This window comes from Moraxella sp. CTOTU47616 (assembly GCF_032017465.1).
Lineage (GTDB): Bacteria > Pseudomonadota > Gammaproteobacteria > Pseudomonadales > Moraxellaceae > Faucicola > Faucicola tetraodonis.
Map to the genome: position 1 here is coordinate 44,117 of NZ_DALZPU010000004.1, position 17,962 is coordinate 62,078.

Consider the following 17,962-nt stretch of genomic DNA (forward strand, 5'->3'; position numbering starts at 1 on the left):
ATTACTATAAACCTTAACATTAGGTCAAGGTCAAGCAAAAAATGAATATTAATGAAGTCGCTAAATTGACTGAATTATCACCTAGGCAAATTCGTGAGTACGAAAAACTCGGTTTATTACAGACCATTCAGCGCACGGACAGTGGTTACCGTGTTTTTACCGATACCCAATTACAGCGTCTAAAATTTATCAAACATGCCCGTGATGTGGGATTTTCGTTAGCGCAGATTGAAGCGTTATTGGCTCTACAAGACAACAAGCAGCGAAGCAATGCCAAAGTCAAAGAATTAACGCGCAATCACATCGATGAACTAAACGATAAAATACAGCGGTTACAATCAATGAAAGCCACCCTGCAAGGATGGCACGATAGTTGTTTGGGAGATGGCTCGCCTACCTGTAGCATTCTAGAGGGTTTACAAGATGGTGTACAAGATGATTCAGTGACCAAGCACACTTGCCGCACCGAGCATAGCTAATGAACAAACAATTTAGGAAAGTCTACCATCTTTTGCCAAATCACCCGCTAAAGTGCGATTGTTGGCAGGGTTGGCAGGTGCTTCAATCGGGAACGGCTCGGTAATATAGTCGACATTGGTCAGCGCAGCTTTGAAGGCAAAAACTGATGTCTGGGTATCATCAAAGCTGACAATCACGCGATGATTTTCAGGCTCAAGATGTACTGCCTGCACCCCGCCGATGGTGGTTAGAGCTTTCATGACTTCCTCATAGCCTGCAGGGTCATTAATGCCTTTTAAATCATACGCGACTGTTTGAATTGCCATGGTTATTCCTGTATTTATGCGGTGGGTGATAAAATATTTTTCTAGTCCTGTAATCTAGCACTATAACATAGCCAAAAAAAAGCCTCGTTATTGATTGATAGCATTTTAATAACAAGGCGTTGCAAATTTGTGTTTAAAACTTGCGTAAAAATTAGTGGGTATCTAACACCTCAAACCCTTTGACTAAGGTATCAAGCTGTTTTAACTGGGCTAAAAACGGCTCAAGCTGACTCAGCCGCAGCGCACAAGGACCATCGCATTTGGCAACATCAGGATTTGGATGCGCTTCCAAAAATAACCCTGCCAATCCTGTTGCCATGCCAGCGCGTGCTAACGTGGTAATCTGTTCTCGGCGACCGCCTGCACTATCTGCACGCGCACCCGGCTGCTGAAGGCTATGGGTCACATCAAAAAACACGGGAACCTGCATTTTTTTCATAGTGTCAAAGCCAAGCATATCGACAACGAGATTGTTATAACCAAACGCGCTGCCACGCTCGCACAAGATGATTTTATCATTACCGGCTTCAAGGCATTTATTGATGATATGTTTCATCTCATGGGGTGCCAAAAACTGTGCTTTTTTGACATTAATAATCGCACCGGTTTTTGCCATCGCTGCTACCAAGTCAGTTTGGCGACTCAAAAACGCGGGCAACTGGATAATATCCGCCACGGCTGCCACAGGCTCAGCTTGGTACGGTTCGTGTACGTCAGTGATAATGGGCACATTGAAGGTTTTTTTGATATCGTGTAGCCATTCGATACCTTTTTCCAGACCTGGACCGCGAAACGAGTACAAGCTTGAGCGATTGGCTTTATCAAAACTTGCCTTAAACACATAGCCGATATTTAAGCGCTTACAGATTTCAATATAGCTTTCAGCAATTTCAAATGCCAAGTCTTTACTTTCTAGTACATTCATGCCGCCAAACAGCACAAACGGTTGATCATTGCCGATGGTGATATCATTGAGCTGAATATGGGATTGTGGTGTCGGTAAGTTAGCTGTCATAGGGCTCTCAGTATGTTGTCAAAGTTTTTATTGATTGTCACTATAGCATAATTGGCTATAGGCAATGGCTAAAAAAAAACCACCTGTAGCAGATGGTTTTGTTGTGCATTATAAATACTATTTTTTGGTTTGTTTCGCCGCTGCAACAAAGCTATTGAACAATGGATGACCACCGCGTGGCTGGCTGGTAAATTCTGGATGGAATTGTACCGCCACATACCAAGGATGATTGGCAATTTCTACTGACTCGACCAAATGCTGTTTGGCTGAATAACCAGAAATTTTCATGCCGGCATTTTCCAGCTGTTCAATATAGCGACCATTCATTTCATAGCGGTGACGATGGCGCTCAGTAATCACAGGGCTGCCATAGATTTGGCGCAGTTTGCTGTCTTCCACAAGCTCGGCTTTTTGGGCACCCAAACGCATAGTACCGCCTAAGTCCGAGGCGTCACTACGCACTTGTAGTTCACCTTTTTCATCAAACCATTCTGTAATCAAACCAATCAATGGCGCTTTGGTTTTTTTATCAAACTCTGTTGAGTTGGCGTCAAGACCTAATACATTGCGCGCAAACTCAATGACGGCTAATTGCATTCCCAAACAAATTCCCAAATAAGGCACATTGTTTTCGCGGGCATAGCGAATTGCTTTCATTTTACCCAAGGTGCCGCGCTCACCGAATCCACCAGGAACAAGCACAGCATCGGCAGCTTTAATATACTCAAACAGGCTATCATCATTTTCAAGTTTTTCGGCATCCACGTAGTCAATATTGACTTTGACATTGTTTGCCACGCCCGCATGTAGCAAGGCTTCATTGATTGACTTATAAGCATCAGGCAATTCGACGTATTTACCCACCATTGCCACAGTTACAGTTTCTTGGGTATTTAACAACGCTTGGGTAAACTGGTGCCAATCACTCAAGTCCGCCTCTGGGGTATCTAACCCAAAGCGTTCACAAATCAAATCATCTAAATGCTGGGCATGCAAGATACTTGGAATTTGATAAATGGATTTGGCATCTGGGCAAAGGATAACGGCACGTTGCTCAACATTGGTAAACGATGCAATTTTTAGGCGATTATCATCGCTAATCGCGTGTTCACTACGGCAAATTAGCACATCAGGTTGCAAGCCAATGCTGCGTAATTCTTTGACTGAGTGCTGGGTTGGTTTGGTTTTGCTCTCGCCTGCACTCGCGATATAAGGCACTAGGGTTAAATGCATCAGCATCGCATTGTTGCGACCAAGTTCAACTTGCATTTGACGCACCGCTTCCATGAATGGCAAGCTTTCAATATCACCGACAGTACCACCGATTTCAATTATCGCAATATCGTAGCCTTCGCCACTGGCACGGATACGCGCTTTGATTTCATCGGTAATATGCGGAATGACCTGTACCGTACCGCCCAAATAATCACCGCGACGTTCTTTCTCAATCACTGCCGAATAAATACGCCCACTGGTAAAGTTGTTGCGCTGGGTCATTTTTGAGTGGCGCAAAAAACGCTCGTAATAGCCCAAATCAAGGTCAGTCTCTGCGCCATCTTCGGTAACAAATACTTCACCATGCTGAAACGGGCTCATTGTACCTGGATCAATATTGATATAAGGGTCCATTTTGGTCATGGTGACTTTCAGACCACGTGCCTCAAGAATCGCGGCTACCGATGCAGCGGTGATACCTTTGCCAAGTGAAGAAACGACACCGCCAGTTACAAAGATGAATTTTGTCATGTTATCTATTTCGCTCGTTGGTAAAAAAGAATTTTACTCGAAAATGCCTAGGTTTAGCAAAAAATTATTTTTATCAATAAATCGCTCACTCATAAAAAAATCCACTCATCGCTGAGTGGACTTTTTGATAGCAAATTCTAGTAAAGATTAGAATTTGTATTCGATACCAGTACCGATACCAAAACCGTCTCGGTCATCTTGACCTTCTTGCTCTAGATTTGAGTAGCCAGCGTATACATGACCCGTTGCATTGGCATTGAATGCATACTTACCACCTAATACTAAACGCTGTGCGTCCTTACCATCAACACCGCCAACATTTGAGGTCATTTCAGCTTGCGCATAGGCTGTCCAAGGCGTTGCAGTTTTGTAGGTTGCACTTACTGCAGCCAAGTTTTCTTTGTCACTTTTGTCTAAATCACTGATTTGATACAATGCACCAAGACCAATTTGGTTATTTAAGTCATAGGCACCGCTTAAGCGAGTAGTATTGAAATCACCTGATTTGATGTAGGTTGCACCAGCACGGAATGGTTGATTTGCTGGCTCATACTTCACACCTACACCAAACGCTTCTGCATCTGTGGGTAAATCAGATGCGTTATCCTCTTTAAATGCATACATACCCATGAATTGAAGACCGTTATAGGCTGGTGAAAAGTAAGCCATCGCATTGTTTACACGGTCACCATCCCAAGAGGCCGCATTGAAACCGTCGTATTGACCTACAGTTTGGCTAACGTAATTGATGTTGTCATCGATTGCAGACAAACGACCAGCAACCAAAGTACCATATTGTTTGTTAGATAGACCTAAATAAGTGTCACGTGAATGAAATTGATTTTGTGATTTGCCTTTCACAGTGCCACCGTTGTCACTATCAATTTCAACACCATACTCTAATTGGTATACCAAGTCAGTATTAGCTGTTAGTGCTTCGGCACCTTTAAAACCAATACGCGAGGCAGTAGAATTCAACTTAGTGGTTGATTCATCGTCAAAATCAGAATAATCAACTGTAACTAACGCTTTACCATAAACAGTTGGAGCAGCATGGGCAGCAGAAACTGAAAGTGCAGCGACGGCTGTGGCTAAAAGTAATTTTTTCATAGGACATCTCTATCAGGAAAAACAAATTTTAGATAACTGGTGACTTGTCAGCACCACTACCTCTCCGAACGACCAAAGCAAGAAAATCTTTACTTTGATTATTATTAATAGCGTCAACTATTAACTGTATAAGTCTAGCAATAAAGTATGAATATATTTACATTTTATTCGTACTAATTACTAAAAACATACTTCTAACTACTAGGATAACAATTTTGAAATATTTTGCAATAGTTTTTTTAATTTTTACGTGATTGTAAGTTTATTTTTAATCTTAGTGACATAATATTCTTTCTAGTATTAAATCATATTTTTTTTAATTAATTTTTTAGCGTTAATGAAAATAAAAAAGCTAACTAAAAAATTAGTTAGCTTTTACAGCAATCTAAAAGTTAGATATATTAGAACTTATATTCTAAGCCACCACCCACGATTGTTCTATCTGAAACATTATCAGTATCGATTTGTGCAGCGTACAAGTGACCTTTGGTAGCTTTGTTAAAGCTATATTCAGCACCTAACGCAACTTCAGTAGCATCACGGTCTTTCACGCCACTTTGGTTTGAAGTGTCAATATATTGTGCTTTAACCGCCCATGGCGTTGCCCCAATTTTGTATTTACCGCTTAACAGCCATGATTTCTCATTATCATCAGTGTTAAAGTCATAATTTTGATATAGCGCACCCAGTGTTAGACCATCAACCATGTTCATTTTGCCCATATCTACTGAGCCCGCTAAACGCCATCCACTTGTATCTTTACCATATACTGAATTGTCATAACCTAAACCGATATATACACCATTTTGGTCATAGTTTACCATTGCAGAGTAAGCATTTTTCTTGTCACGATAGACGGCAGGTTTAGCTGGTGTACCTTTAGTGTAACCAATAATATCTTTACCAGTCACATCATAAATCGCTTGTGGTGCAACGGCTGCAACAGCTGGCGTAGCTACACATTTATCATCATCATTTTTAGAGCATTCATCGAGGCTCACCGCGCCTAAAAAAGTAACTGGCGTACCTACCAATGTTGGTGATTTATAAGCAATCACATTGTTAGCACGTTGTTCACCTGCCATTAGCTTGCCTAGCGCTACATTGTCATAATCATTGAATACATCAACACTACCTTTAGTTAGTTTAAATGGTGTGTCATGACGACCGGCAAGTAAAGTACCCATTGTATTGTGGGCTAAGCCAATAAAAGTATTACGTGAGTAAAATTGATTTTTACCATTTGTATCAGCATCAACATCAATACCGTATTCCAATTGATAGACTAATTTAGTCGTATCAGTAAGATCATCTTCACCTTTAAAACCAATACGTGAAGAGTTAGAGACTAATTTTGTACTAGAAGTATCATCATTTTTAGCAGTTTTATCATCAACATCTGTATATTCGCCAGTTAATAAGACTTTACCATATACAGTTGGCGCAGCATGGGCAGCAGTGATTGAAGCTAAAGCGATGGCTGAAGCGATTGCGATTTTTTTCATAAGGATTTCTCCACAGTATCCTAGGTGAAACTACACAGATGCGTAGCAATTCTTTTGTATAGATAGATTTTGCCAACAATTTGTTACAAAACAATGAAACAGTTAACAGAATCTAAATTTAATTGTGAAATTAGAGTAATTCATTCTGAAACATTTTGCAATATTTTTATGCCATAAAAAAACCACCAGTTACAAATCTGATGGTTTTTTGAATAATTGATATGTTTGAATAGCTAAAATCTAGTTAGCTTTGAGATTAAGACGGGCTTGATGTAACAATGGCTCAGTATATCCGCTGGGTTGTACTGTACCTTTAAAGATAAGATCGCGAGCTGCATTGTATGCCCAAGTGTTATAGTCATTTGCCATTGGGATATAAGCCGGATCGTCTTTGCTTTGTTCATCGACCATTTTTGCCATACGTTTGAGTACGTCATCCACTTGCTCAGGCGTCACAACCCCATGCGCTAACCAGTTGGCAACGTGCTGGCTAGAAATACGCAAGGTAGCGCGGTCTTCCATCAAGGCAACGTCGTCAATATCTAGTACTTTAGAACAGCCAACGCCTTGGTCAACCCAGCGCGCTACATATCCTAAAATACCTTGAATGTTGTTTTCAAGCTCGGCAGTTTTTTGCTCATCTGTCCAGTTGGTATCCGTAGCAAGTGGCACGGTCAAAATGTCATCTAGCTTGGCAGGCTCGCGGTCTTTGATATTATCTAACACGTCCATGACGTTGGTTTCATGGTAGTGCATGGCGTGAAGCGTAGCACCTGTGGGTGATGGTACCCAAGCACAAGTCGCGCCTGATTTTGGATGATTGGACTTGGTGGCAACCATTTCTTTCATGTTGTCAGGTTTTGCCCACATACCTTTACCGATTTGCGCTTTACCAGGTAGACCTAATTTGACGCCTATGTCTACGTTCCAACGCTCATAAGCATTGAGCCAATCGGTATTTTTCATGTCGTTTTTACGGACAAAGGGACCGGCTTTCATACTGGTGTGCATCTCATCACCGGTACGATCCATAAAGCCTGTGTTAATAAAGATAACGCGGTCTTTGGCAACGCGGATACATTCTTTTAAGTTAACGGTCGTGCGGCGCTCTTCATCCATGATACCGACTTTTAAGGTATTCTCGGGTAGGTCTAACGCTTTTTCAACCGCGGCAAACAAGTCAACTGTAAATTGTACTTCTTCAGGGCCATGCATTTTTGGTTTTACGATATACATTGAACCTGTACGTGAATTGCTTAAGCTGTTTTTACCCAAGATATCTGGCAGGCTACACAGTGGTGTGATTAGCGCATCCATAATACCTTCATAAATTTCTTCTTGCTGACCTTCAAAATCGACTAAAATCGCGGGGTTGGTCATCAAGTGACCGACGTTGCGAATTAGCATCACTGAACGGCCGTGCAGGGTAACTTTGCCACCATCTGGCGCGGTGTATTCACGGTCGGGGTTCATGGTACGAGTGGTTTGTTTGCCATTTTTTTCAAAGCTGTCTTTCAGGTCGCCTTTCATCAACCCAAACCAGTTGCGATATACTTCTACTTTCTCTTCGGCGTCAACGGCAGCGACTGAGTCTTCACAGTCTTGAATGGTGGTAACCGCGGCTTCCATCAAGACATCTTTGATGCCTGCAGGGTCATCTTTACCCACATGGCTTGATGGGTCGATTTGGATTTCGGCATGTAAGCCGTTATTTTTCAGTAAAATACCCGTTGGATTTGCCGCGTCGCCTAGGAAACCTGCGAATTTTTCTGGCTGGGCTAGTGAGGTGGTTTTATCGCCTTGGCGTATCACTAATTTACCGTCTTCAACTTTAAAACCAGTGACGTCAGCATATTGACCCTCAGCTAAGGCAAAATTGCTATCCAAGAAGTTTTTGGCGTATTTTACAACTTCGCCGCCACGAACAGGGTTGTAGCCTTTGCCTTTTTCTGCGCCATTGCTCTCATCGATGACATCGGTACCGTATAGCGCATCATACAAGCTGCCCCAACGCGCATTCGCTGCGTTTAGCGCATAACGGGCATTACGTACAGGCACTACCAACTGTGGGCCTGCGATATGGGCGATTTCGTCATCCACGTTTTGGGTCTCAACCAAAAAGTCATCGCCTTCTGGCACGATGTAGTTGATGTCTTTTAAAAATTGGGTATAAGCGGCTTTGTCGATTTGACCGTTGTTAGCGGGGTTTTTGTCATGCCAGTCATCGATTTGGTTTTGAATCTCGTCACGTTTTGCCAACAATGCTTTATTACGGGGTTGGAATGCTTTGACAATTTTTTCAAATTCTTGCCAATATTTTTCGTTATCGATGCCCACGACTGGCGTAACTTCATTGGCAATGAAGTTATAAAGCTGTGTATCAATCGCTAGACTACCCTTTTGAACACGTTCTGACATGGCATTTTTCCTTATGTTTTGACCTAAAATAGCAAAAAACTCACATTTGATTATACGAACATCATTTATAAAAATAAAGAAATAAAAACTATTTATTTTTTAAATAATCGTTATATATAAATTTTTGTGCTAAGGGTTTTATTACTGATTTTTGGTAAAATATCACTTTATTAACTTGTCAATAAGTGAGTAATTCTTTGTCAAATTCCGCTCTTATCCATAACCCAGTACAAACGGACAGCAGTTTTGATGAATTAGCTGTCATCGACTTGGATAACGATAACTCTGTCTATCAGCCAAAGCCCATTGATATCACCCCTGTTTTGGCGTTTTTGGGTTGTACGACGTCGGATAAATGGCTCAAAGCCGCCATGGCAGATTTGCCGACCATCATCCAAGATCATGCCAATTGTGAAAAAAAAGCCGCAGGCACGGCGATGAATTTGATTTTTCGCTATATGTCGCATACCGAACTGCAATTAAAGCTTGCTCAGCTGATTCGAGAAGAAATGCTCCATTATGAGCAAGTGATGGGATTGATGGCAGAGCGTGAACAAGCGTGGCAACATATTGCTGCAGGTCGCTACGCCGCAGGTATGCTCAAACATAAACGCACTTATGAGCCGCAAGCGATGATAGACACTTTAATTATTGGTGCTTTCATCGAAGCCCGATCGTGTGAACGTTTTTGGGCACTGTCACAAGTGATTGAGGATGAGCGTTTGGCAAAATATTATCGCTATTTGCTAAAATCAGAAAGTCGTCATTTTGAAGATTATCTGGCATTGGCACAAAGTATCAGTGACGAGCCGATTGATGCGCGGGTGGCGTTTTTTCGTCAAGTAGAGGCGCAGCTTATCGATGAACCAGATGATGAATTACGCTTTCATAGTGGCGTACCTAGTTGGATTGCGTAAGGTTGGATTGCGTGAGGTTTTTGTAGACTGTAACGATAAAAAAAGCTAACCGTCAAATGGGGTGGATGGTTAGCTGTTATGGTTAGCTATTAGAATTTAATCCTTAAACTGACTCACTGCAACTTACTGTCATTCACTACCAACGCTTGGAATAGAACCATCAGGATTAATAGTGCGTTTTTGGGCATTTTCTGGGGTAGTATAAAGATTATGCTCATTAATAGTGTCGCTTTTTAGCTGGTCATTACCAACCGCGTCCCCGCCAATGGTATGTTCATTGACATTATCATCAAACGCTTGTCCCGGTTGGTCACGACGATCGACAAACTCGGCAGACTTATCGCCTAAATTGACGTGTTTGGTTTGTGCTTCTGGTGAATTCATGGTCATTCCTTTTTGGGTATCAACGCAATAAAATGCTTAAACCTAACTTAATGATATCGAAAATTAGTGATCTCGGTCGATATCTACACTACCATCTGATAACGTATGAAGTGAATTTTCTGCATTGAGATTGGCTTGGGCAGTTTGCTGCAATCTCTGCGCCTCTTCCTCAGAAATACGTGCCACATTTTCATCCGATAATTCGCCCTTCACCACGTCTTCTGCGGATTGGACTTTCACCGCCGCTTGTGGGGTATTATCAAAAATATCGGGCGTTTCCATTGACGGTGACATGCCTGTAGTGACACCATCTCCTGATTGGTGGGTGACACTGTCTTCTACTATAACAGCTTGCGGGGTCACGGCGACACCCGTCTTTGGGTCTACAATTTCTACGTTATTTTGATTTTGCATTTTTCATTCCTTTAATTAATTGTTATCGCTCAATAAGTTATTATTTTTATAAGTTGAGCTGTATAAATTAGTCAATCAAAACTGAATGATTAAAAGCTTAGTATTTAAAAGTTTAACAATTAAAATTTTAATGGTTGTCAGTACGCAATGAGTCGTCAATAAACGGGGTATTTTCACTTTTGTCTAAGTCTTGTGGCTCACCTTTCACGCTATTTTGTTTATCTAAATTTTCTGATAATTGACTGGGATCCACATTTTCTGTCGCTTTTTGAATCTCGGTTTGGTTGCTTGGCTGATTCTGTTTTTGGTTTTGTGCTTGATTCTGTGACATGGTAATTTTCCTTATGATTTTTTAGTATCAATTTAAGTCAAAGATTTCTAAATAGCACGCGATTAAATGCTGATGTAAGACACTTGCCAATTCAATCGCTTTCATACTTTTGCTTTTATAAGTTCGATAGTAGCAAATAAAGCTAGTTTGTGATAAGTGTTCGCGTAACAAGCTGTTATCACTATGTGATAAGTGTTTACCTGTGTGAAATTTTGGCAGATTTATTACTATTCGGTAAATTTTGAACTCTAGGTGTAAATCAGCGCATTCATCAACAAAAAAACCGCTATCTTCTGTAGATAGCGGTGTAATTGACTCAAAACCTATAACTAGCAAAATTAGCTTTTTCTGGTAATTTTGGTCAATAAATAATCTTGTGCCGAAAACGCTGCTTCACCTTCACCAGGGGTAATCGCTCGCCATGTGCCTTTGGCATCAAGCTCCCATGCATTGACATTGTCTTTGAGATAATTGTGCAAATCTTCCATAATGCGTTTGAAGACGATGGGGTCTTCAATGGGGAAAGCCACTTCAACACGGCTAAATAAATTGCGATCCATCCAGTCTGCACTGGCGCAATATAAACGGTGGGTGCGTTTGCCATTAGCATTGGGATTTTGATGCCCATTGGCAAAATAATACACGCGGGTATGCTCCAAAAAACGCCCGACGATAGAGCGCACGGTGATGTTGTCGGATATGCCGGGTAATTGCGGACGAATACAGCACATCGAACGGATAATCAGATTGACTTTAACGCCTGCTTGCGATGCTTCATATAGCTTGTCAATCAGTAGTTTTTCGGTCATCGCATTGACCTTGATGATGATATGCGCCTCTTTGCCTGCTTTGGCATGGGCAATTTCGTTGTCGATAAAGCCCATGAGTCTGTCATGCAAGGTGAAGGGTGCATGCAGTAGTTTTTGCACTTTGGCTGGTTTGCCCATGCCTGTGAGTTCGTTAAAGATTTTATGCACATCTTCGGTGATTGCCTCATTGGCGGTAAATAGACCATAGTCGGTATAAGCTTTGGCATTGCCCGCATGGTAGTTGCCCGTGCCCAAATGCACATAGCGGCGGATTTTATCTTCCTCACGGCGTACAATCATCATCAGCTTGGCGTGGGTCTTGTAGCCTACGATGCCATACACCACCACTGCCCCAGCCTGCTGCAGAAAGTTTGCTACTTCAATGTTGGATTTTTCATCAAAGCGCGCGCGTAGCTCAATCACGGCAGTGACTTCTTTGCCTTTACGCGCAGCTTCGGCAAGTGCCTGGACAATTTCAGAATTTGTCCCTGAGCGATAAAGGGTCTGTTTGATGGCTAATACATGCGGGTCATTGGCGGCTTGGCGCAAAATGTTGACCACAGGTGAAAACGAATGAAACGGATGATGCACCAATACATCTTGCTTACGAATGGCATGGAACACGTTTTCATTTTTATCCAAGCTATCACGGCGAAACGCTTTGGGAATGGCATGATTAAACGACTGATAACGCAAATTTGGGATTTTAAAATCAAACAACAAGCGCGTCAAATTGACAGGACCATTGACACGGTATAGCTGCTCTTGGCTTAAACCAAACTCATCAAGTAGATAATCCACCATCGGCTGTGGGCAATAGGTCGTCACTTCTAAGCGCACTTTGGCACCAAATCGTCGGTTTTCCAATTCACCTTCCAACGCTTTCGCCAAGTCTTCGACATCATCGGATAAATCTAAATCGGCGTTACGGGTCAAACGAAATTGGTGGCAGCCAGTGACCGTCATGCCAGGGAACAAGTCTTCGATATGCCCGTGAATCACTGCGGTGAGCATGATATGATGTTCTTTACCGCCTGTCAGTTCATTGGGTAAGCGAATAACCCGCGGTAAGCTTCGGGGTGCAGGGACAATTGCCATGTTAATATCGCGACCAAAGCCATCTTTGCCCTCTAAGCCCACCATAAAATTCAAGCTTTTATTGACCAATCTAGGAAAAGGATGCGCAGGGTCAATACTAATCGGCGTCAGCACCGGCGCGACTTGTTCGGCAAAGTATTTTTTTACCCATGCGGCTTGCTCTTGGGTCAATTCATCACGTTTTAAGTAGCGAATGTCTTGCTCCGCCAGTGCAGGCAAAATTTCATCGTTCAAAATACGGTATTGCTCATCTACCGCATGATGGGCGATTTCAGAGATATATGACAAAACCTTACTGGGGCGTATACCATCGATACTGCTCACCACATCGCCCATTTGTACTTTTTGCATCAAGCCTGCGACACGGATTTCAAAAAATTCATCTAAATTGGATGAAAAAATGATCAAGAAAAATAGTCTTTCAAGCAGTGGGTGGCGGGGATTGGTGGCTTGGGCGAGTACCCGCTGATGGAACTGTAACAGTGACAATTCACGATTAAAATACAGCTCGCTATCGTCTTGTTTGTATTCAAACACGTTTGGGTAGCAAATACTGTTAAAGCCTAGTATCGGATTAATTTCTGATACATACTCTTCGCTGGGTCTATCTTGTTTAGCAGTGTTTGGCATAGCACAGTCCTTTTATGGTCAAGCATTTTTAACAGTGTAAAGTTAACAATGTAATGATAAGCGTGTAATGATAAATGAGTTTCTTGACTATTCCGTGTCGGGCAAATCTGCCGCACCCATGCGCCGTAAAATAATTTGGGTTTTGTTAAGCAGGCGGCGGTCGTTACGGTGGTCTTCAAAATATTTGGGGTTAGGTAGCATGGCAATCAAAGATGCGGCTTGTCGCTTGGTCAAATGCGCTGCCGACTTATGGTAGTAGTGCTGAGCGGCTGCTTCAATGCCATACACGCCTTTGCCAAACTCTGCGACATTGAGATAAGCAAGCAAAATCCGCTCTTTGGTCCACATATTTTCAATCATCAAGGTAATTAACGCTTCTTCGCCTTTGCGAAAATACGAGCGATTGGGGTATAAAAATAAATTCTTGGCAAGCTGTTGGCTAATGGTTGAGCCGCCCGCGCTGATAGCCCCCGCTTTTTCATTTTTCTTAATCGCATTCTCAATGCCCTGCACATCAAAGCCAGCATGATTGACAAAGTTGGCATCTTCACTGGCAATCGCCGCGCGTTTTACATTCACCGAAATTTGATTATCATCCACCCACGTCTGGCTGACAGGGGCAAAATTGCCCAAGCGATACAGTATCATGAACATACTGTTATTGATAGGCTGGGTTTTCCAGACAACCAATAAGGCTGCAACTATTACATGAAACGCAACAAAACAGGCAATGACTATGAGCAAAATACGCTTGAACCAGCCGCCAAACCCGATACCGCGGTTGGTGGGTGGTAAAGCTGTGTTGACAGGTTTGGGCTTTAACGACATTTTGGTAGCGGGTTTGGTCACGGTGTATTCCTAACGGCGGGGGCAAAAGCAGCGATGGCTTAAGCTAAAAATATAACGTATTATGGCATTTTTGGCTACATGCTAAGGCAGAATATGTCCGACTTCGACGCGCAACACATGACAAATCCGCACGATCACATGATGGCTGACCCAACTACTTGGCGATTATATGGCACAGTCGGGTGTCATCTGTGTGAAATCGCTGAAAGCTTATTGCTGCAAGCACAAGCCGTTGCCGATATACGCTGGCAGTCGATTGATATTGCCGAGCTGCCAGAACAAGAGATGCTGAAATTTGCTGATAAAATACCTGTGTTGGTCACCGCTACCAAGACGTTATATTATCCTTTTTCCATCATGGATGTTATGGCGTTAAGCTGAAAAGCCCATATAGATTATTGGCATAATATTAAAAATTTAATTCATTATGTCTTGGCAGATTTTTTTTATAATCAACTCCTTAACGCTTATTGCCCATTGTTCGCATCGCAATCTGATAAATCGCAACCTAATAATCCTTATGCGTATTATTTTAAAAGCATAGCTAGCCCCTTTGCAAAGGACACACCATGAAAGACTTATCCAAAATGACGCATATCGAAGACTTACGCCGCGTGGCCGAGCGTAAAGTGCCGCGTATGTTTTATGATTATGTAGACTCTGGGTCGTGGACGCAGACGACCTATTACAATAATGAAACCGATTTTGACCGTATCAAATTACGCCAAAAAGTGCTCCGCAACATGGATGGACGTAGCCTAGCCACCACTATGATTGGTCAACCTGTCACCATGCCGGTGGCCATTGCACCCACGGGATTTACTGGGATGATGTGGGCAGATGGCGAGATGCATGCGGCGCGGGCAGCAGAAAAATTTGGTATCCCCTTTTCGCTATCCACCATGAGTATCTGCTCGATTGAAGATGTCGCCACCCATACCACGGCGCCTTTTTGGTTTCAGTTGTATGTGATGCGCGACCGTGAATTTATGAAAAATCTCATCGCCCGTGCCAAAGCAGCCCATTGCTCGGCATTGATTTTGACCGCAGATTTACAAGTGCTAGGACAACGACACAAAGACATTAAAAATGGCTTGTCTGCCCCACCCAAGCCTACTATCACTAACCTACTAAACCTCATGACCAAGCCTGAATGGTGCTTGCATATGCTCGGCACCAGACGTCATACCTTTGGCAACATCGTCGGACATGTCAAAGGCGTGGAAAACATGTCATCGCTGGGTGCTTGGACGTCGCAGCAGTTTGACCCGACGTTAAGCTGGGATGATGTGGCATGGATCAAAGACTTATGGGGTGGCAAGCTTATTATCAAAGGCATCCTTGACCCTGATGATGCTGTGATGGCGGTACGCAGTGGCGCCGATGCGATAGTAGTGTCAAATCACGGCGGACGTCAGCTTGATGGCGCGGCATCGAGTATTTCAATGCTGTCAGATATCGTACAAGCCGTACAAGCAGAAAGTGGCACCCATGCCACTAGCTGCGAGATTTTCTTAGACAGTGGCGTACGCTCAGGTCAAGATGCGCTCAAAGCCATTGCCCTTGGCGCAAAAGCCGCCATGATTGGTCGGGCATTTTTGTATGGCTTGGGGGCGTATGGCGAGGACGGTGTGCGCCGCGCGCTTGAAATTATCTACAACGAGATGGACATCAGTATGGCATTTGGTGGCTATACCAATATCCAACAGGTGAGCAAAGATATTCTCATCAAAGGCACGTATGAAGACTTGCTGACTCGTCCCTTCATTGTGCGAGAGCGTACTTAGTTGACCGTAGCAAACAGAAGGACGGATGTTAAGTGTTTGTGCACTTTGCCCGTCCTTTTGCTAACCTCTTGTTAACAGCTTTTTTTAAAGCTGATTTTAAAGCTTAGGTAATTGTTTTTGAAGCAGGCTTGCATCCATTTCCCGCGCTTCAAAACCCTGCGCTTCTCTCCAGCCTGCTTCATCACCAAAGTACAAGCGATTAAATTGTTCATCACGATAAAACCGCATGGGCTGACCATTGTCGCCTTGAATCACAAAATTTTGTACAACTTCGCGAAATTTGGCACGGATATTGGCTTCATTGTGGTCGCTTGCAAGCGTCGGGGTGATGATATAAGCCAAATCGCTGTAAAGCTCGGGGCTTAACTGTCTAAACACCGCCTTGTTCTCAAGTAACTTGTGGACGATACGCTTCATATCCTTCAAACCAATCGTGCCTTCATGAAGTTCAAGAAACATCATTTTGATTGCCTCAATGTGTATCAGTATGTATCGCCAAAAAAATGCTAGGGTAACGATTAGCAGTTGAAAAATTAGTGGTTTAACGATTAGTAGTATAACCCTTAAAAAATACGTGCGTTCTCTACCTTCTTTTGGCTTAGGATAAAAAATAATTCGCTACCCTGTCTGGGCTTAATTGAATTATAGCAAGGCGCCAGTTTATCAATGGTGAAAAACTGCTGAAATAATGTTTCATATTCCTGCTTGTCGCCACCAAACGGTGGATTGCTTTCAAAATGCTTATCTAGCAACAAGCCCACCAATTTACCCGTGGGTTTGAGGAGCTTTTGCATTTGCTTGGCATAATCGCTGCGTCTACTGGGGTCAATCGCGCAAAAAAACGTCTGCTCAATAATATAATCAAACTGATACTGCGCAGGGTCTAAGCCAAAAAAATCCGCTTGTAGCAGGTGCGCTTTGGGAAAACTGGGATAGCGCTTGGCAAAATTATCCAAAGGCAGCCTAGCAAAATCCACCACATAAACATGGCTAAAACCTTGTTCATGAAGATAGCCTGCTTCGTAGGCGTTGCCCGCCCCCGGGATTAAAATCTGTACCGATTTACTCACGCCGTTGTCGAGTAAATGCTCGATATAGGCTTGCAGGGGTGGCGAAACTTTACCGATGTCCCACCCAGTGTAGCCATTATCATAGCGTTTTTGCCAAAATTCGGCGTCGTTGACCGAGTGTTCAGTTAGTCTGTTGTTATCTTCCATGATTGCTGCTCCTGATAGTTTTTTAGGCTTTTCGAATGGTTAAAATTTGCTCGCTTCGACCAAATGCGCCGTGTGCGTCATGCAGCACGCTACTGGTCAGACCTACGCCATCGCCCCCAAATTGTTGCACGGTCTCAAGTCCCAACCAACGCCCAACAGGCATACGGTGCAGATGGATTTGCAAATCTAAATTGGGGAAAAACCATTCAATGGTATTGGGTTGATGAATACGCGGTACCACGCCATTGGCGGTATCGACCATGCCCATCAAATGCACAAAGTCGGAGGTGGGCGGTACTTGACCGTTTTCTTCGACCATGTCGATATCGGTATTGATCCACACGATGCCATCGCCTTGGCGGTTATCGGGGTCAGCTTTAAGATAAATACTGTCAATATAGCCGCCGCCCCAATGCTTCATACCGTCCCAGTTCGGGTAGCTTTCTGGATGACCGATTCGCTCATCTTCCAGCCCAGCAATCTCTGATGTGTCGCTGGTTTGCATACGCCACGCGCGGGCAACGATACAGGTTTTGCCATTGGCCGCCATTGTGGTTTCGATCAGTTCGATAGTGCGACCCGGACGGATGATGTGGGTGGTCACGCTAACATCGCCAAAATGAATCAGCCCAAAAATATCCAGACTGATGCGCCCGATACGCATATCACTGCGCGGTTTAAATTGTTCAAGCTCGTAAGCCAACAGTCCGGTCGCTGCCGCCATGTGTTGTTCGTTGTCATTCCATGCGCCTTGGCAGTGGATATTGCAGCGGTAGTTTGATGTGGTGATATCATCGGTCATGGTGCGGTCAAGCAGTGTGTAATAGGTATTGCCCATAAAGTTCCCTTTCGTGACTAAAAATTGGTTGTGCCTAAAAATTGGTAAAGTGCCTAAAATTGCTAAAAAATTGTAGCACATTGGCTATCGGCTATTGGTGGAATTTTTG

The 17,962-nt window shown here is 43.2% G+C and carries 18 protein-coding genes; 4 read left to right on the plus strand and 14 right to left on the minus strand.

Annotation, left to right across the window (positions count from 1 at the left end):
* Positions 1-41 precede the first annotated feature (41 nt).
* Positions 42-479 carry a MerR family DNA-binding protein gene (locus RTS10_RS05900; protein WP_312539598.1) on the plus strand — a complete coding sequence of 146 codons (438 nt, stop codon included), beginning with the start codon at positions 42-44 and terminating at the stop codon, positions 477-479.
* A gap of 12 nt (positions 480-491) precedes the next feature.
* On the opposite strand, the gene RTS10_RS05905 is transcribed toward RTS10_RS05900, so the two are convergent.
* The 6 genes from RTS10_RS05905 to RTS10_RS05930 form a co-directional block, all read right to left on the minus strand.
* The gene (locus tag RTS10_RS05905) at positions 492-785 is read right to left on the minus strand and encodes a heavy-metal-associated domain-containing protein (protein ID WP_135888454.1); all 294 of its coding nucleotides are present in this window, start codon (positions 783-785) and stop codon (positions 492-494) included.
* A gap of 151 nt (positions 786-936) precedes the next feature.
* Positions 937-1,800 carry a 3-deoxy-8-phosphooctulonate synthase gene (kdsA, locus tag RTS10_RS05910; RefSeq protein ID WP_312539599.1) on the minus strand — a complete coding sequence of 288 codons (864 nt, stop codon included), beginning with the start codon at positions 1,798-1,800 and terminating at the stop codon, positions 937-939.
* Positions 1,801-1,917: 117 nt separating this feature from the next.
* Positions 1,918-3,546 carry a CTP synthase gene (locus RTS10_RS05915; RefSeq protein WP_312539600.1) on the minus strand — a complete coding sequence of 543 codons (1,629 nt, stop codon included), beginning with the start codon at positions 3,544-3,546 and terminating at the stop codon, positions 1,918-1,920.
* 147 nt (positions 3,547-3,693) lie between these two features.
* Complete coding sequence (locus RTS10_RS05920) at positions 3,694-4,656, minus strand: porin (protein WP_312539601.1); 963 nt, start codon at positions 4,654-4,656, stop codon at positions 3,694-3,696.
* Positions 4,657-5,057: 401 nt separating this feature from the next.
* A complete protein-coding gene (locus RTS10_RS05925) occupies positions 5,058-6,161 on the minus strand; it encodes a porin (protein ID WP_312539602.1) in 1,104 nt (367 codons plus the stop codon).
* Between the two features lie 240 nt (positions 6,162-6,401).
* Positions 6,402-8,579 carry a malate synthase G gene (locus tag RTS10_RS05930; RefSeq protein ID WP_312539604.1) on the minus strand — a complete coding sequence of 726 codons (2,178 nt, stop codon included), beginning with the start codon at positions 8,577-8,579 and terminating at the stop codon, positions 6,402-6,404.
* Between the two features lie 269 nt (positions 8,580-8,848).
* Between RTS10_RS05930 and RTS10_RS05935 the strand changes: the two genes are divergently transcribed.
* Positions 8,849-9,496, plus strand: a complete 648-nt coding sequence (locus tag RTS10_RS05935; RefSeq protein ID WP_409455593.1) for a MiaE family protein — start codon at positions 8,849-8,851, stop codon at positions 9,494-9,496.
* A gap of 129 nt (positions 9,497-9,625) precedes the next feature.
* On the opposite strand, the gene RTS10_RS05940 is transcribed toward RTS10_RS05935, so the two are convergent.
* From RTS10_RS05940 to mtgA, 5 genes are all read right to left on the minus strand, one after another.
* Complete coding sequence (locus RTS10_RS05940) at positions 9,626-9,880, minus strand: hypothetical protein (protein WP_312539607.1); 255 nt, start codon at positions 9,878-9,880, stop codon at positions 9,626-9,628.
* Positions 9,881-9,943: 63 nt separating this feature from the next.
* Entirely contained in the window at positions 9,944-10,294 is a 351-nt protein-coding gene (locus RTS10_RS05945; protein ID WP_312539609.1) for a hypothetical protein, read from the minus strand.
* A gap of 127 nt (positions 10,295-10,421) precedes the next feature.
* A complete protein-coding gene (locus RTS10_RS05950; protein ID WP_099833492.1) occupies positions 10,422-10,625 on the minus strand; it encodes a hypothetical protein in 204 nt (67 codons plus the stop codon).
* 338 nt (positions 10,626-10,963) lie between these two features.
* Complete coding sequence (ppk1, locus tag RTS10_RS05955) at positions 10,964-13,162, minus strand: polyphosphate kinase 1 (protein WP_312522694.1); 2,199 nt, start codon at positions 13,160-13,162, stop codon at positions 10,964-10,966.
* An 87-nt stretch (positions 13,163-13,249) separates the two neighbouring features.
* A complete protein-coding gene (gene mtgA / locus RTS10_RS05960) occupies positions 13,250-13,990 on the minus strand; it encodes a monofunctional biosynthetic peptidoglycan transglycosylase (RefSeq protein WP_083710758.1) in 741 nt (246 codons plus the stop codon).
* A 114-nt stretch (positions 13,991-14,104) separates the two neighbouring features.
* Here mtgA and RTS10_RS05965 point away from each other — a divergent pair, with 114 nt between their 5' ends.
* Both RTS10_RS05965 and RTS10_RS05970 read left to right on the plus strand, forming a co-directional pair.
* Positions 14,105-14,392 (plus strand): glutaredoxin family protein, encoded by a 288-nt coding sequence (locus RTS10_RS05965; protein WP_312539611.1) that lies wholly within the window; start codon positions 14,105-14,107, stop codon positions 14,390-14,392.
* A gap of 188 nt (positions 14,393-14,580) precedes the next feature.
* Complete coding sequence (locus RTS10_RS05970; protein ID WP_309592966.1) at positions 14,581-15,798, plus strand: alpha-hydroxy acid oxidase; 1,218 nt, start codon at positions 14,581-14,583, stop codon at positions 15,796-15,798.
* Positions 15,799-15,894: 96 nt separating this feature from the next.
* Here RTS10_RS05970 and RTS10_RS05975 read toward each other — a convergent pair whose 3' ends face one another.
* The 3 genes from RTS10_RS05975 to RTS10_RS05985 all read right to left on the minus strand — a co-directional run bounded on the left by RTS10_RS05975 (position 15,895) and on the right by RTS10_RS05985 (position 17,817).
* Positions 15,895-16,260: a hypothetical protein gene (locus tag RTS10_RS05975; RefSeq protein ID WP_309592967.1), complete on the minus strand. Its 366-nt coding sequence runs from the start codon at positions 16,258-16,260 to the stop codon at positions 15,895-15,897.
* A 101-nt stretch (positions 16,261-16,361) separates the two neighbouring features.
* The gene (locus RTS10_RS05980) at positions 16,362-17,015 is read right to left on the minus strand and encodes a methyltransferase domain-containing protein (protein ID WP_312539612.1); all 654 of its coding nucleotides are present in this window, start codon (positions 17,013-17,015) and stop codon (positions 16,362-16,364) included.
* Between the two features lie 22 nt (positions 17,016-17,037).
* A complete protein-coding gene (locus tag RTS10_RS05985; RefSeq protein WP_409418191.1) occupies positions 17,038-17,817 on the minus strand; it encodes a thioesterase family protein in 780 nt (259 codons plus the stop codon).
* Between the last annotated feature and the right edge of the window lie 145 nt (positions 17,818-17,962).